The organism is Nocardia arizonensis (assembly GCF_001310275.1).
Taxonomy (GTDB): Bacteria; Actinomycetota; Actinomycetes; order Mycobacteriales; family Mycobacteriaceae; genus Nocardia; species Nocardia arizonensis.
On the sequence record NZ_LGYZ01000087.1, the window covers coordinates 72,109 to 87,395 of the forward strand.

Consider the following 15,287-nt stretch of genomic DNA (forward strand, 5'->3'; position numbering starts at 1 on the left):
CATGTCCCTCATGCTGTTTGCGGCGGACCACGGCATCGTGGGCGAGCTGCTGCTCGACCCCGCCGCAGCGATGCGCGAACTCGCCGACACCGCTTTACGGGTGGTGACCGGTCCGGCGGCGGTGATCGCTGTGGGGCTGATGGTGGGCGTGCTCGCCGCGGCGAGGGTTGCCGAGCGACTGCGCCGGCACCGGCTGGCCACCGACGCCCGCCAGGTCACCGTCCTCACGCCTCCCAAGGTCGATCCGAAGGGGGCGGAGGCACTGTGGGCGCATCTGACCGGGCAGCTGCGCCCGTCCTGGCGGCGGATGCTGTTCGGGCAACCGCATCTGGGGTTCGAGTACAGCATCACCCCCGAGCACGGGGTGGCGATTCGGCTCTGGGTACCCGGCCGGATTCCGCCAGGGTTGGTCGAGCGGGCGGTGGCCTCCGCGTGGCCGGGCGCGCACACCCGCACCGCCCATACGGTCTCCCCGCCGCTCACACCTCCTGGGCTTGAGGATCGTCGGCTGCTGTCCGGAGGTGAGCTGCGGCTCGGGCGCCGGGAAGCACTGCCGATCCGCACCGACTACGGCGGCGCGGACCTGGTTCGTGATCTCATCTCCGCCGCCGATGATCTGGGCCCCGGGCAGGCCGCCTGCGTGCAGGTACTGGCGCGACCGGTCACCGGCCGCCGCGTGCGGCGCGGCACCCGAACCGGGACCGGTGCGGCATGGCCTATCCCGCTGCTGCGGGAGGTGCTCGATCTGCTCACCCCGGGCCCGGTCCGCCGCGCTGGCCGCGTCCGTGCCGCGGCGGCGGCCCAGTCGAGTGATCGGCAGGCCGCGATGCGCGAGACGACCGAGCAGCGGGCCGCCGCCGGTAAAGCCCGTGGTGCGCACTGGGAGACCGTCATCCGCTATGCCGTGTCGGTGCCCGATACCGGTGACCGGGTCGCGGCGCGGGCCGTTGCGCGGGGTCGGGCGGATGCGCTGGCGGTGGTGTTCGGGTCCTGCACCGATCACAACTACTACCGGCACCGCCGCACGCGGCGGCTCGGCTCGGCGCTCTCGCAGCGGCGGCTGGGCCGCGGTGATCTGTTGTCGGTGCCGGAGCTGGCCGCACTCGCCCATCTTCCGCATGATCCGGCCATTCCTGGTGTGCAGCGGGCCGGAGCCCGCGCCATCGCACCGACCCCGGAAATCCCTGCGGCGGGACCGTATTCGAAACCCCTGGGCGTTGCCGACAGTCCCGGTGGACGCTCGGTGGCGGTGCGCGTCGCCGACGCCCGCCACCACCTGCACGTCCTGGGCCCAACCGGCGTCGGGAAGTCAACACTGCTGGGGCGGCTGATCCTCGAGGAGGCTGATCAGGACCGCGGCGTGGTCGTCGTCGATCCCAAAGGCGACCTCATCACCGACATCCTCGCCCGGTTGCCCCGGCGTTGCGCCGACCGAGTCGTCTTGTTCGACGCCGACTCCCGCAGCCGCCCGCCTTGCCTCAACCCGCTCGACACCCCCGCCGACCGAGCGGGGACCGACCGCGCGGTCGACAACCTGGCCACCATCTTCCACCGCACCTTCGCCCAATGGTGGGGCCCGCGCACGGACGACGTCCTGCGAGCAAGCCTGCTCACCCTGTGCCGCCAACCCGGCGTCGCCACCCTCACCGATCTACCGCGCTTGTTGACCGAGCCCGCGTTCCGCACCCGGGTCACCCGCGCCACCACCGACCCCGTCCTGCGTGGATTCTGGTCCTCGTATGAGGAATTGACCGACTCCGCACGCAACCAGGTCATCGGACCGTTGTTGAACAAGTTGCGGCACTTTCTGTTCCGGCAATTCGTACGCGACGCACTCGCCGCCGGACCCTCCACCGTCGATCTCGGTGACGTGCTCGACCACGGCGGCATCTGCCTGGCCCGGATACCCAAAGGCTCTCTCGGCGAGAACACCAGCCGCCTGATGGGATCGCTGCTCGTAGCGCGCACCTGGCAGGCCACCACCGCCCGCGTCGGCACCCACCCCGACCAGCGCCCCGACGCCACCCTGGCCCTCGACGAAGCCCACAACTTCCTCAACCTCGCCACCCCACTCGAGGACATGCTCGCCGAGGCCCGCGGCCTGCGCCTGTCTCTGGTCATCGCGCACCAAAACCTCGGACAGCTGCCGACAGACATGCGGGCGGCGGTGTCGGCCAATGCACGCAACAAGGTCATCTTCACCGCGTCCCCCGAAGATGCCCGAGACCTGGCTCGCCACACGACTCCCTGGTTGTCCGAGCACGACCTGACCCACCTCGACGCCTTCCACGCCGCCGCCCGGGTCTTGGTCCGCGGCCAGCAGGCGCCACCGTTCACCCTCACCACCCAACCCCTGCCACCAGCCGTGCCGGGGCGCGCCCGCGAGATACGCGCCGCTGCCCGTGCTCGCCTCGCCGCACCGCTTCCAACCACGGAGCCGGCAGAACCCGACACCGACGAACCGGGGCCGGATCTCACAAAATCTGCTGCTCCACCGGTCGGTGGCGGCGATCCCCGCCTGTCCTGACCCAGTGAGTCCACACGGATTCACCTGTCTAGCAAGGTAATTCAACTCTCGGAGGTTGCTGCGATGATCAATCACCCGGATAGGCAGAGGGATCTGCGAGCACCCCGACCAACCCGGGCACCGTCGGCGATCGGCCACGCCGGTCTGGCTGTGCGGCTCACCGGCAGGGATCGGTGGATTCTGCGGATGCTGCTCGAGCATCGCGTCCTGACTACCACCCAGCTCGCCGAGTTGGCCTTCCCCACCATCATCAAAGCCCGTCGCCGCCTCACCCTGTTGCACAGGTATCGGGTCGTCGACCGGTTCCGGCCCCTCCGTGCGCGAGGCACCGCCCCGGGGCACTGGGTCCTGGCTCCCGCCGGCGCCGCGGTGGTCGCCGCCGAAGCCGGTATCGAGGTCCGTGAGCTGCGTTACCGCCACGAGCGCGCCCTCGCTATCGCCCACAGCCTGCACCTCGCACACACCGTCGGCGTCAACCAATGGTTCACCGCCCTCGTCACAACTCCCGGCCACGGGCGGGTGCTGGCGTGGTGGTCGGAAGGCCGCAGCCGAGGGCTCTGGGGTGATCTCGTCCGCCCCGACGCCTACGGCCGCTACACCCACACCGGGGCGACCCTGGACTTCTTCCTCGAATTCGACCTCGGCACCATCACCCTCTCCTCGGTGGCCGGCAAGCTCGCCGGCTACGCCGAACTCGCCCGCTCCACGGGCATCGTCACTCCCGTTCTGCTGTGGGTGCCGACCACCGGACGCGAAACCACCGCCCGCCGTGCCCTCCTCGAGACGTGGCAAACGCTGCCCGACCCCGGCGCGGTGCCGGTCGCAACCGCCGCTGCCGATCTTCTCGATCCCACCGCAGAACATCCGAGCCCCGCCGACCGTGTCTGGCTGTCCCTCGATGGTCACGGCGGCGAACGACTGGCGCTGCACCAGCTCCCCGCCTCGTGGCCGCATCTCACCCCGCCCCCGGCGAGCATCCCGCAGTACTCCGCGCCGACCACGACCAGTGGGCCGGCGGTCCTCGACCCGCCGTCACCGATGCCGCCCTGCGAGACCGGAGGTTCGTGATGTTCGCCAAAGCACTCGGTGTCGGTTCGGCCGCGGTCGTGTTCTGCACGGTCGTGATCGCCGCGGTCGTCGCCACCGTCGCCGTCTACGACCATGCTCCCACCCCGGCTCCGGCACCGGGCGCGGCCACTGCGCCGAGTACCGAGGCCCTGACCGATATCCCGCCGGAGATGCTGGTGCTGTATCAGCAAGGCGCCGGCTCGTGTCCGGGCTTGGATTGGTCGGTACTCGCCGCGATCGGCAAGATCGAAACCGACCACGGCCGCTCCACTTTGCCCGGCGTCGCCGCCGGGGAGAACTTCGCCGGAGCCGGTGGACCGATGCAGTTCCTGGCCCCCACCTTCGACTCCGTCGTCGCCCGGCATCCGCTGCCCGCTGGCGGGGCGACACCTCCGTCGCGATACAACCCGCACGACGCCGTCCACGCAGCCGCCCATTACCTGTGTGATTCCGGCGCGCCGGGCGATCTCTACGCGGCGATCTTCGCCTATAACCACGCCGACTGGTACGTCCGCGACGTTCTCGCCCAGGCCGACCGCTACTCCACGCACGCCACCGCACCACCGCCCGGCAGCGGTGACTGCGCCGACCTACGGGCCGCGAGTCCCGCTGCCGCGACAGCGATCTCGTTCGCCTGCCAGCAACTCGGGCAACCCTACGTCTGGGGCGGCAACGGCCCCGAGGTCTCCGGCGGCTGGGATTGCTCCGGCCTCACCCAAGCCGCCTACGCCCGCGCCGGCATCGCCATCCCACGCACCACCTACGACCAAGTCCACACCGGGCCCTCTATCCCCGAGGACCAACTCCTGCCCGGTGATCTCCTCTTCTACGGCACCGACGCCGACGTGCACCACGTCAGCATCTACCTGGGCGCCGGGAAGATGCTGCACGCGCCGACCTTCAACGAGCCTGTTCAAATCTCGGAATACCGCTGGCGCGGCGATGACTACTACAAGGCCACTCGCCCCGCCGACCTCGCGCCGCCCGCTGCCGGTCCGGCACCGCAGCTCTAGACCGATCGGTCCGAGAGCGAGCCGTCACATCTCGACAGGAGGCTTCCCCATGACTCTACCGGCCACCGTCACCGCGCTGGCGGACTTCGCCCACATCCCGCCCGGCGGCACCGAACTCGTGCACCACATCGACGAAGTCGAGATCCCCATCGCCGACCCCCGCCGATGCCAGCACCAAGACACCATCTGCGCCGAATGCGCCCCCCCCTGTGGAAATCCCAGCACCTGTTCGCCGAACCCCTTCCCTGGGATCACGAACATCCCGACAATCCCAGAACCTGAAAACGGTGCCCGCGAAGACGTTCATCCGGACGAGGGCCAACCACTGGATGCTGCGGCAACGGCATATAGGCCCGGCACACCCAACCGCCATGCAGAGCACCGAGCATCGCGGCACAGAAGGGGCGATATCCACCGCTCGCGCCGGGCGCATATGCATGCCGCGACGCACGTGACCCGCGCGGCCCACGCGAGGGAAGCGAGCCGCGCGGGTCACGTCTGCGGGCTACTCGTTTCGGTTACCACCGACGGCGTTGGCAGCGGCGGAAGGATTGGTGAAGATGCGGCCGTCGGGCAGCATCAAGCCACCGCAGCCCGTGATCACCGCCGTGACCTCGCTGTCGGGACTGGCCAATCGATCGCCGACACGCACGTGTCCCGCGTCGAGCAGATCGCGGACGGTCACCCGGGCCACACGCTCGAACGGGAACGGCTCGTCGAATTCATAATCCAGCTGCCACGACGGCGCACACTCGGTGCAGATTCTGCCCTCGCTATGGATGCAATCATCCACACAAGTCACCTGGAAAGTAACTTCCCGGATGCGGTGGACGCATTCACTGGTGCCGATGACGGTGTAGGACTCGTCCAATCTTGCAGTGAGAACGGTGTTATCCATGAGAAGTCTCCAAACTGTTCCGAAAAGTTGTGCGTAGCGAGTGATTTCACGAGGGCCCCTCCGCCGACATCGCGCACATGATCTGCGCTGCCCACGCCGGGGCCAGTCAGCTTCGCCAGGAACGGTCGTTCCCGAGCCCGACTTGAGAAGATGCTGCGACTCAGCTGGTTTCGCGATTGTCGTGGTCAGTGGGCATGCGGCTTCTCCGGAGTTCGATCGAGGGAATCGTGATTGGCGACCCGGCCGGGGTGGTCACCCATTCATCGGCAGGATTGCCGAACCACGGGTTTCCACGACCATCGACGCTCGATAGACCCGGGTTTGTCAAGACCACACCGAAACGGAATCAATTCCCATGCAGACAGTCACGGCCATTTCAGTGACATACCGCCGATATGACCGCTTCGTTCCCGATTCCGCTTGACAATTCACCCCGTATCGAGCGTCCATGGAGACCGGCGCCCCACGAATCCGAATTCCCGGGGTGCCGTCCCGGCCGGGACATGACGAAACACACCACCAGCCACCATTTCCCAGGAGAATGTCATGTCCACCACGACAGAATCTGCCCGCACCGCCGTCGAAGACGCCCTGTGGGCGGTCATCAGCGCTGACCCCAAACCCGCCGCCGAACTGGCGACCGCCGCAGGAATCAGTCAGTCGAAGACCCGCAAGCTCCTCAACATGTGGGCCGCCGACGGCAGCATCTCCCGCCACACCGACGAGACCAACCCCCACGCCGCCGCCCGCTGGAGCATCGCGCCCACCACCGAACCCGACACCGACACCTCCGGCGACGGCGAAGCCCCTGACGATGCTGAAACTCAGCCCCGCACACCGGAGACCGACGCCTCGCATCTCGATGACTCCACCCCGCCCCCGCCGAACATCGACGAAATCGTTGACAACGCCACAACTTCGGACGAACCGGCCACCGACACCGACACCGATGATGCGGGACCAGCCGGTCATACCGGCGAAGGGTCGCCGCATCCGGACAAACTCGCTCCCGGTGCACTGCGGGGGCTGGTCGAGGATCACCTGCGTGACCACCCGGGCCAGGAGTTCACCCCGCACCAGATCGGCAAGGCGCTCGGTGGTCGGTCCTCGGGCGCAGTCCACAATGCCCTCGTACGGCTCACCGACTCCGGGGTCGCGGAGATGACCACCACGCGCCCCAAGAAGTTCGCACTCGCACCGTCCTCCCAGTCCTGAACCGAACCACCCGGACCCGGCGGGAGTAGAGCGGCCACCCTGTCAAAGGGCAACCGCCCTACTCCCGCTCTCGCCATTTCCAGGACGTACGCCCGTCGATGCCCGCCCAGCCGTCGCGAACGCGCGTCCCCGATCCCCATCGCCCCGTCTCCTGTGGCGCGCGAACGACAACCGCCTGGCGCAGATTCGGTGGGTTCTGCGCGCCGACCCTGACCATCCTGATTCGCCGGGCAACGCATCCGAACACCCCTTTGAGTCGCATACCCACCGTCAGACCCGCTGAAGGGCGTCTTCCGTTCGCCCCGTCCGTTCCTCTCGATGGCTTTGCTGACCCGTTGTGTCCAAAAGACCCCTGAAATCCCGGAGTTCCCAGTGCGGCGAGAGAACTCACCCGCACGACCGAATACGACGTCCCTGGGAGCCCCATATGTTCAATCTCCGACTCACACCGTGGCGTGCGCCCGCCCGCCGCAACCGTGCAACAGCCCCTCGGTTCGCCGCGCGTGCGGTAGCGGCTGCGGCTGTGGTGGTTGTCGGCGCCACCGCCGTCACCACCGTCGCGACCGGAGTTGCCACCGCAGAACCTGGCAGCGCGGCATGCCCCCGATGGACGGCGGTCCTGGTGCCCGGCACCGGCGAAACCAATCCGGGCGCTGACCCCACCCGATCGGTGGGCATGCTGGCACCGATCGGTGACGGGCTGCGCGCCCGCTACGGCAACGACATCGACGTACGGTCCCTGGCCTATGCCGCTGCCCCCGCCCCGTACCAGCAGTCGGAATCCGGTGGAGTACAAGCTCTGTCCGGGCTGCTGGCGGGGCTGTGTCCGACCACTCAGGTCGTCATGGCCGGGTACTCACAGGGTGCCGATGTCGTCGGCGACGTCACCTCCACCATCGGCCGCAGCCAAGATCCGATTCCGGCCTCGCGAGTGCTCGCCGTTGGTTTGTTGTCCGACCCGAACCGTGACCCGAGCACACCGCAGCTCGGACAACCGGTCGACGGGCAAGGGATCGCCGGCCCCCGCGACAACTTCGGCAGCCTCGCCAACCGAGTACGCACCGTCTGCGCCGCCGGCGACCTCTACTGCGCCACCTCGCCGGAAGAATCGCCCGGACTTGCCGCTGTCGGCCGCGCGTTCACCGGCAACTCCTCCCTCCTCGACGACACCACCACCACTTCGTCTTCGACCGGTGTGCTCGATCCCTCCTCGGTGACACGGCAGGTCATCCTCGTGCTCGGCGGTCTCGCCGAGTTCGCCGCGAACTTGCCCGCTATCGGCGACAACGTGCTGCGCCTGCCGCCCACCGTGCTGGCCGGAGACATCGGCGGCACCCACCGCATCAGCGGCGAACTCAACAACCTGTTCAGCCCGCTGGTTCGCATCGCCGACCAGGTCGACCTACGCCTCGTCGCACGTGCACTCTCGATGGCCGCAGCCGCCGACCCCAGCGGCTGGACCGCCGTAGCCGCCCAAGTCGTCGGCATCATCGGCCGAGTCGACCTCGGCCGCGTCGCCACCGACATCGGTCTCGCCCAAGAAGTCGCCTGGCGCGCCGTCGACAAACTCGCCCTCGGCGATCCCGTCGGCGCCGGCCTCGAACTGACCGGACTCGTCCCGGTAGCCGCCGACCTCGCCGCCACCGCGGCCTCGGCGCTCGTCGGAGACGGAGCCAGCCAGCTCACCGGTCTGGTCGCCGACCTCACCGCCCGCACCGACCCCGCGACCAGCGCTGCCCTGTCCGACATGGCCGACCTTGTCCGCCAAGGCAGCGACGCGGCCGAGTTCTACACCTCGGGAGTACACCAAACCGGTTACGGCCCCGGCGTCCAGGACGTTCTCGACTCGCTCGCCAGCAGCATCGACAACAGCAAGTGAACCTATGAATCCGGCCGGACCCTCACAGGGCGGCCAGCTTGGGGCCCGGCAGACGCCGGGCCCCTGCTCGTGGATGGTGGTCTCGGCGAAGTTGGTTCTCGACGAGCACGCGAGAGGATAAGCTCTCCTGCGGAGTGACAGGCCGCGCACGCGCTCCTCGTTCTCGCCTGAGTTGCCTCGCCCACGCCGGTTCGGTGACGTTGATGGCCAAGGTCCTTCCCGGGGCCCGCGTTCACACTTCCCCTGTTCGCATGCTTGTTCGTTGCAGGCAGGGTGGCGTGGGCGCCTCTGCCGGGAATGGACGAGAACATGCCGAAGAACAGCAGTGCGCGGCGGCGCCGTCGCGCTCGCAGGATCGCAGCCGAGGACGGCGTGCAATATGCCGAAGCTCTCCGACGCGGCGAAAAGCAGGCCGCGCAGGCACGCGAGCAGGCCGAGAGGAACTCACGGCTGCGTCCGTTGAAGATCAGCGTCGACGGGACCGGGAAGTATTGGCGCCGTGCCGATGCCGAACAGCTGGGGCCTGACGGCCTGGCGGATCCCACCTGCGAGGATGTCCTCGCCGCAGCTGATGTGCTGTTGCCGAAGGTCCACGCACTTCAGTCCGCCAAGTTGACGCCGACGACCGTGGTCGTGCCCTACTGGCAGCGAGACACACTGAGCCAAAGCGAGTTGAACGAGGAATTCCGCACGAAGGTCTCGCAGGTACTCGACGACCTGAAGCGCGTGCGTGCCGACGCCGAGATCCGCTGTGTCGAGTGGAGGACCGTTGCCGCCGCCTACTACGGAGTGGATGTCAAGCTGCGAGGGCTGGATCGAATCACCGGGGAGCGGCTGAGCGACCTGCTCGATTCCGCCCTGGACTCGGCTGCCGTGCTGTCCATGACGGCTGAAGCCGTCCACAATCGCGGGTGCCTGCTCGGCTCGGACCGTTCCCGTCGCCTGGGCTGGGGGTACTCACCATGTGGTGGCGGTGAGGTCCGGGTGCGCGTCCGGATCTTCGATGACGAGGTTATCGTCACCGTCCCCGGGTGCCCCCGGCACGCTGCCGAGGAGATCGTCTACTTCGACTACGAGGTCGAAGACGGCATGGTCGGTATCGAGGTGATGGGCGGCACGACCGCGGACCTCGATGTGATCTACGACATCACCGAACAGGTTCGCCGCGAGCGCGACGAACTCCGGCGAGAAAGGGAAAAGGACAAGTCCGGGAGCTGGACGGTACCCGTGCCGCCGTGGCGACGTGGCGCGGACTATTGGTGATCGCCAGTCGGGCCCTTCGATGACAGGTTCGCCGGTGTCATACCCGGCGGCGGGGTGGGTGCCCCAGTTGATTTGGGCCAGCCGGTCGCCAGGCGCGTGGTGGGACACCCGAACGCAGACAGCTGAACAGGGCGCTGACGATGCCCTGGGGCCGCTGGTATGGCGGCCCCAGGGCATCAGCGGTGCTGCATTCCGCGCGGGTCAATATGGCCCGCGTCTGCTGCTCCTGGTGTCGGCGGCAGCCGGGCCGGGTAAAGCGGCCCCTCGATCGCCAGGTTGTGGCGGCGAGTGCGTCGGAAGGATCTCGAACGGGTCGGATTCGAGCAGGATCAGTGATCTCCCGTTGTCCCAGTCGACAAAGATCTGGCCGGGGCATGAACTGGGGATCCGTGTCACCGTTCCGATTGTTCCGATTTCCAGCGGCGCGGGATCGTCGGGCATGAGCCCGGTGATACGAACGCGGTCACCGACGCGGGGTGTGATCATCGCGGTTGTTTCCTTCTTCTCGTTCATCGGCGGCGGGAATGGTGTCGTGCAGGTCGAGACGGAATAGCCCCTGCTCGTGTGGTGGCTGGGTCAGTGCATTGTTGCTGTCGGCGGCGCGGATATCGCTGGCGTAGAAACTGATGTCGAGGTCGAGTTCGTGGTCGCGAATGTTGTTGCCGTCGTGGTCGCGGAATCCGGCGACGCCGAGCCCGCCGTAGGGTGCCCAGTCGAGCAGCACGGTGCTGATCGAGGGATTGCGACGGCCGATCTCGGCGGTGATGATCGCGAGGACAAGGTCGGTGATGCGCTGTTCCCGTGCACGCCCGAAGGGCAGGTCGTACGCGGCTTCCAGCTGGGCGCGTAATGCGTCGGTGTGCTGGTGGCTTGGGGCAGGACCGGTGGCCGATGCGCTGCTCGTCGCAGATTCGTTCCAGTTCATGACGTGGCTCCTCGGGGCATTTTCGGTGGCCGCAGGTGATTTGGACGCGGTGGGTGGCGGGGCCGCCGGAGTGGGATCAGTGGGGGTGGGGCGTGGGCATGTGTGCCCATGCGGCGGGTAGCGGCCCGCCGGTGTCCAGGTGGCTATCGAGCGCGGCCATGGTGTCGTTGGCCTCGGCATACAGGGCTTCGAGCCGGTCGTGGTGGTCGGCGCAGGCAGACGAGTCCTCGGTGCCGTCTTCGCGGGTGCTGTAGCAGTCGATCTCGTCGCGGATGCGCTGTTGCAGGACGCGGAACCATGCGAGCAGTTCGTCGGAACCGGCCGGTTCGGCGGCGCTGTGTCGCTGAGGCTCGTCGGTGGCCGACAGCCCGGCGGCGACGACCCTGTCATCGAGTTCAGTCACTTCATGCAGCGCGAAGGCGAAGGTATGGGCGAGGTTTTCCACGGGTTCGCCGGGGTCGGGGGTGTCGCCATCTCGGAGTGCGGTGGCGATGGTGTTCAGCCGCCCGGCGAGGTCTTCGGCGTGTTCAGCGGCCTCGTGCCGCTTTCGGCGCAGCGCCTCCATCGCTTGGTCACGTTGGGCCTTCTTGAAGGTCTGCATCCGGTCTCGCCATTCGCGGGACGGTTCCGTATCGGCAGGCACCAAGGCCCACGGTGGCGCGAAGCCCCGCCTGCCGTCGGCTGTTTCGATCGCGCATTCCGCGACCTCGTCGTTGAGGTAAATGGAGCGGACCCGGCCGCGCCATGTCGGGTTGTCACGACCGGTCACCTCGTCACCGACCCGGATCGGGCACTCGGCCCCGAATCGGCTGACCTGATCGCCGGTGGTGTTCGCCGCGCTGACCGGTGCCTGGTTGACCGTCGGGGTGGTGTCGCTGTTCATCATGGCCGAACTCCTAAAGAGGTTGGTAGTGTGCCGATTTCGTCTCGGTCGGTGCGCTATGGGCAGTCGAGGGCATCCGTTGCGACACGCTTGGACAGGCCGAACACGTCGGTGCGCATGATCTCGGCGGTGCCGTCGCGGCGGAATCGGACGATGCGGACCAGGGTTCCGGCCGGTAGCTGTACGCCGTGGAACCAGATCGGCCGGGTGGTCGAGCCGATCAAGGTTTCGCTGTCGGATTCGGTGGGTGACTGCGGATCGGGTGCTTCCGCTGCTGTTGGCGTGGTGCCGTGGGTGTCCATGTTCTTGCCCCTTCGTTCGGTGGTGGGTTCGGCGCGGGCAGTTGGATCCCGCTGGTGGCTGATTGGCTGCCGCTACGGGAGTCAGGCAGTGCGTACGGCGGCGGTGGCCGCGCGGCCGATGGCGTGGGCGGTGGTAGCGGGGTCGGTGATCAGGTGCAGGTTCGCGCCGTTGAGGGGGTCGGGTGCCGTGCCGGTGTCGGGTGCCAGCCACAGCACGGCACAGCCGGTGGCGCGGAGCCGATCGAGGAGTTTCTGGGCGCGGTCGCGGTTGCTGCCGTCGTAGTAGCCGTCGGAGATGATCACCAGCAGGCGGGTGTTTTCCGGGCGCGACAGCTCGAGGGCACCGTCGAGGGCCTCGATGGCGTTGTCGATGGCGTGCAGGAAATCGGGGCAGCTGAATTGGGTGACCCGGGCGGGCGCGGTGCCCGGGTAGGTGATCGGTGCCACCGATGCGCCGAAGGTGACCGTGGCGGTAGCGGCGGGCATGGTGGCCAGCTCGGCCGCGCGGGCGATGATCCATGCGGCCGAGGCGACCGGGTCGGCGTAGTCGCTCATGGAACCGGACACGTCGCAGGCGATACCGACCCGCAACGGCGGGATCGGCACGGTTTTGCGGGTAGTCCGGGTGAACGGTTCGGCCGTGGGCAGCGCCCCGGCGGCGCGTTGGGCTTCGCGGGCCAGTGCGCCGCGCATCCGCAACCGGCCGGGCGGCAACGCGGAGGTGGTTTTGATCGTGGCGCGTTCGCGCTGTGCGGCGTTGTTGAGGGCGCGGGCCAGCACCCGGGCGGCGGCGCGTTCGTCCGGGTGCGGCGTGCGGGTGGCGCGGGTGCTGGCACTGGTGCCGGTCCCGTTGCCGTTGCCGAACACCTTCTGCGCCCGCGCCGCCGCGCGCCGTGCGGCACGCTGGGCCTCTCGTTGCGCGGTGGCCGCCGCTTCGGCAGGGTCGACCGGGACCGGTTGCGCGGCAACGGCGTTGCTGATGTTGGTGACGGTGTCACCGATCGCGGCGGACAGGACCGAGTTCGGATCCGGGTCGGCGTGCGGGTCGGGGCCGACGATATCGAGCCACCGTTGCCCGAGTTCGAGCATGGTGTTGGTGTCGTCGTCGGCCACGGTGTGGGCCTGCTGCCAGATCGCGCGCAACTTCTCGAGCTTGTCGCTGCCGAGGATGGACTCGATGACCCCGGCGGCGGGCGCGCATTCCGACGCGGTGAGGATGCCGCCATCCACGCGCCCCAGCAGGAGGGCGGCGTTGTGGGCGGCGGCATAATCGGTGGGCGGGATCTGGGCGGCGGCATCGGTGCCGCCGTTGTCGCCGATCACGATCTCGGTCGCGCTGGCGCGCAGCCAGTGCCGGTCATCGGGGCGGCGACGGATCTGGGCGGCCTCGATGCGGGATTCCTCCAACAGCAGGGCGGCCTCGACCACGGCCGGATTCGCCACCGGCGGCGCTTCCCACACCGAATGTTGGGCGTGGGCGCATTCGTGGACGAACGCGCCCCACACGGCGGCGTAGCGGGCGCGGTCGCTGTTGCGGTCCGGCCGCGCGGTGGCCGGGTCGATGCCGAGGCGGGTGCCGTCGATTTCGATGGCGGCGCTGTGGGGCATGAACACCGCCGGGTGCCCGTGCGCCGCGCCGGGGGCAATGGTGACGACCAGGTCGTCGCGGTCTGCGATCGGTGGGGCTTCATCGGTTAGGGCGGCAGACAGGGCATCCCATCCGGCGGTGGCGGGCGGTGGTGTGGGTGTGGTGGTGGGGTCGGCGATCAGGTGGCCGGTCATCGCGGGGGTTCCTTCCGGGCGTGTTCGGGCGGGCCGGGGTGGGTTAGATGCGGGGGCCGAGGGCCAGGGGTTCCAGCCGGGTGCCGAACACGGTGCGCACCACGTCGGCGACGATGGCGCGGTCGTCTTCGGGTGCGGCCCCGATCAGGTTCGCGGCGGCGGTGTTCGTGTCGGTGGCGGTGGCGATTTTCTGGAACGCCAGCAGTTCGCGCAGCTGGGGTGCCCACCCGATCTCGCCTTTGTCCTGTCGGGTGGCCAGGTTCCGCGCGGCGCGGACTGCTTTCGGGTCCACCCCGAGCTGTTTGGCGAGGTCGTAGTCGGAGCCGACCTGTACCTGGAACGCGAACCGGCTGGCGAGGGCGTCGGACAGGATCGCGCCGTGAACGCCGGGGTTGTGCCCGGCCACCACGAAGAACCCCGGCGCGACGGTCACGATTTCGCCGCTGTTGGCTTTGATCACGATCTCGCGGCGGCCGTCCATGGCCGGGTACACGCATGACAGCACGGTCGGCGGGATGAGGGTGGCGTCATCGATGAACAGCACCCGGCCCTCGCGCATGGCGCGGACCAGCGGCCCGTGCACGAACGCGAAGGTCCCGTCGGGGTTTTGCGTGTATTCCCCGACAAAATCGGCGACGGTGGTGTCGCAGTCGCCCTGGACCGTCAGAAGGTCGCCGTAGGCGGCCTCGATCAGCGAGGTTTTGCCGGTGCCGGGCGGGCCGTACAGCAGGACCGGGACCTCGTGGTCGCGCATGGTGCGCAGCACGTCCACATCGGCGCGGCCCGCCAGGGTCCGCAGGTGGTATTGCTGCCCGTTCGGCCGTGTCACGGCCGAACCGGTGCGGGCCGGGCTCGGGGTGCCCGATGGCGCGGCGGGGGCCTTACGCGCCCGACGGGCGGCGGGCCGCTTGGCCGGGGTTGCGGCGGGCGTGCCGGTGGCGGGTGCCGGGGTGGGGGCTCCGGTCGCGGCGCTGCTGGTGTTCGTGTTGGCGCGGTAGCGCAGCGGTTTGGCGCTGGTCTGGTCGGCGTGTCCGGCGGCGGTGAGGGTTTTCATCGCGTTTCCGATCGCACCGGATGAACGGCCGGTGAGTTTCGCGACTTCGCGGGGTGTGTATTCGGTGCCGGGGTTGTCGGTGAGGATTTTGGCGACCATGCGGCGCAGTTCGCCATTGCCGAGGCGGTTGGCCGGTGCGGGGGCCGGGCCGGTGGGGGAAGTCATCTCGTTTCTCCTTCGCACTGCACGAATTTTGTTGCGCCGCTCACGGCGGATCCTGGCACAGCGGTGGCGCGGTGGTCATTTCGGATTGGTTGACAATTCGTTTCCCCGGGGTGTGGGTCGACGCTATCTCGACTCATCCCGGGAATTCAACCCCGTTTTCAACCTTTTCTCAACCAATTTCCGCAGATCAGGGCAACAATTGCATGGCAAGCACAGAATGGAATGCGTTAACGCGGCCAGGCCGGCAGCAGACCGTACATGAGGAAACTATTGATTTGAAACCGATTGGAATGCATCGAATGAGGACGGATAT

General features: G+C 68.4%; 13 protein-coding genes. 6 read left to right on the plus strand and 7 right to left on the minus strand.

All coding sequences use genetic code 11. The features are described from left to right. Window positions 1-10 precede the first annotated feature (10 nt). The 3 genes from APZ21_RS20080 to APZ21_RS20090 all read left to right on the plus strand — a co-directional run bounded on the left by APZ21_RS20080 (window position 11) and on the right by APZ21_RS20090 (window position 4,608). Window positions 11-2,527, plus strand: a complete 2,517-nt coding sequence (locus APZ21_RS20080; RefSeq protein WP_082393322.1) for a type IV secretory system conjugative DNA transfer family protein — start codon at window positions 11-13, stop codon at window positions 2,525-2,527. Between the two features lie 186 nt (window positions 2,528-2,713). Then, entirely contained in the window at window positions 2,714-3,595 is an 882-nt protein-coding gene (locus tag APZ21_RS20085; RefSeq protein WP_197986985.1) for a replication-relaxation family protein, read from the plus strand. Beyond that, complete coding sequence (locus APZ21_RS20090; protein WP_051047220.1) at window positions 3,595-4,608, plus strand: C40 family peptidase; 1,014 nt, start codon at window positions 3,595-3,597, stop codon at window positions 4,606-4,608. Before APZ21_RS20085 ends, APZ21_RS20090 begins: the two co-directional genes overlap by 1 nt. A gap of 505 nt (window positions 4,609-5,113) precedes the next feature. Here the strand turns inward: APZ21_RS20090 and APZ21_RS20095 are convergent. After that, complete coding sequence (locus APZ21_RS20095; RefSeq protein ID WP_043736124.1) at window positions 5,114-5,506, minus strand: hypothetical protein; 393 nt, start codon at window positions 5,504-5,506, stop codon at window positions 5,114-5,116. 546 nt (window positions 5,507-6,052) lie between these two features. Between APZ21_RS20095 and APZ21_RS20100 the strand changes: the two genes are divergently transcribed. The 3 genes from APZ21_RS20100 to APZ21_RS20110 all read left to right on the plus strand — a co-directional run bounded on the left by APZ21_RS20100 (window position 6,053) and on the right by APZ21_RS20110 (window position 9,863). Beyond that, window positions 6,053-6,721 (plus strand): hypothetical protein, encoded by a 669-nt coding sequence (locus APZ21_RS20100; protein ID WP_051047221.1) that lies wholly within the window; start codon window positions 6,053-6,055, stop codon window positions 6,719-6,721. A gap of 523 nt (window positions 6,722-7,244) precedes the next feature. Next, window positions 7,245-8,600, plus strand: coding sequence for a cutinase family protein (locus APZ21_RS20105; RefSeq protein WP_043736125.1), 1,356 nt, complete (start codon window positions 7,245-7,247; stop codon window positions 8,598-8,600). A 309-nt stretch (window positions 8,601-8,909) separates the two neighbouring features. Continuing rightward, window positions 8,910-9,863, plus strand: coding sequence for a hypothetical protein (locus APZ21_RS20110; protein WP_138456831.1), 954 nt, complete (start codon window positions 8,910-8,912; stop codon window positions 9,861-9,863). A gap of 201 nt (window positions 9,864-10,064) precedes the next feature. Here APZ21_RS20110 and APZ21_RS36435 read toward each other — a convergent pair whose 3' ends face one another. The 6 genes from APZ21_RS36435 to APZ21_RS20135 all read right to left on the minus strand — a co-directional run bounded on the left by APZ21_RS36435 (window position 10,065) and on the right by APZ21_RS20135 (window position 14,974). Then, complete coding sequence (locus APZ21_RS36435) at window positions 10,065-10,376, minus strand: DUF4314 domain-containing protein (protein ID WP_082393305.1); 312 nt, start codon at window positions 10,374-10,376, stop codon at window positions 10,065-10,067. Beyond that, window positions 10,327-10,788, minus strand: coding sequence for a hypothetical protein (locus tag APZ21_RS20115; RefSeq protein WP_043736127.1), 462 nt, complete (start codon window positions 10,786-10,788; stop codon window positions 10,327-10,329). The genes APZ21_RS36435 and APZ21_RS20115 overlap by 50 nt, the downstream gene beginning before the upstream one ends. Window positions 10,789-10,864: 76 nt before the next feature. Beyond that, window positions 10,865-11,557 (minus strand): hypothetical protein, encoded by a 693-nt coding sequence (locus APZ21_RS20120; RefSeq protein ID WP_156371218.1) that lies wholly within the window; start codon window positions 11,555-11,557, stop codon window positions 10,865-10,867. Between the two features lie 170 nt (window positions 11,558-11,727). Continuing rightward, a complete protein-coding gene (locus APZ21_RS20125) occupies window positions 11,728-11,973 on the minus strand; it encodes a hypothetical protein (RefSeq protein WP_043736129.1) in 246 nt (81 codons plus the stop codon). 81 nt (window positions 11,974-12,054) lie between these two features. Beyond that, window positions 12,055-13,755 carry a VWA domain-containing protein gene (locus APZ21_RS20130; protein ID WP_054814850.1) on the minus strand — a complete coding sequence of 567 codons (1,701 nt, stop codon included), beginning with the start codon at window positions 13,753-13,755 and terminating at the stop codon, window positions 12,055-12,057. Between the two features lie 43 nt (window positions 13,756-13,798). Then, a complete protein-coding gene (locus APZ21_RS20135; RefSeq protein WP_043735057.1) occupies window positions 13,799-14,974 on the minus strand; it encodes an AAA family ATPase in 1,176 nt (391 codons plus the stop codon). Window positions 14,975-15,287: the final 313 nt, after the last annotated feature.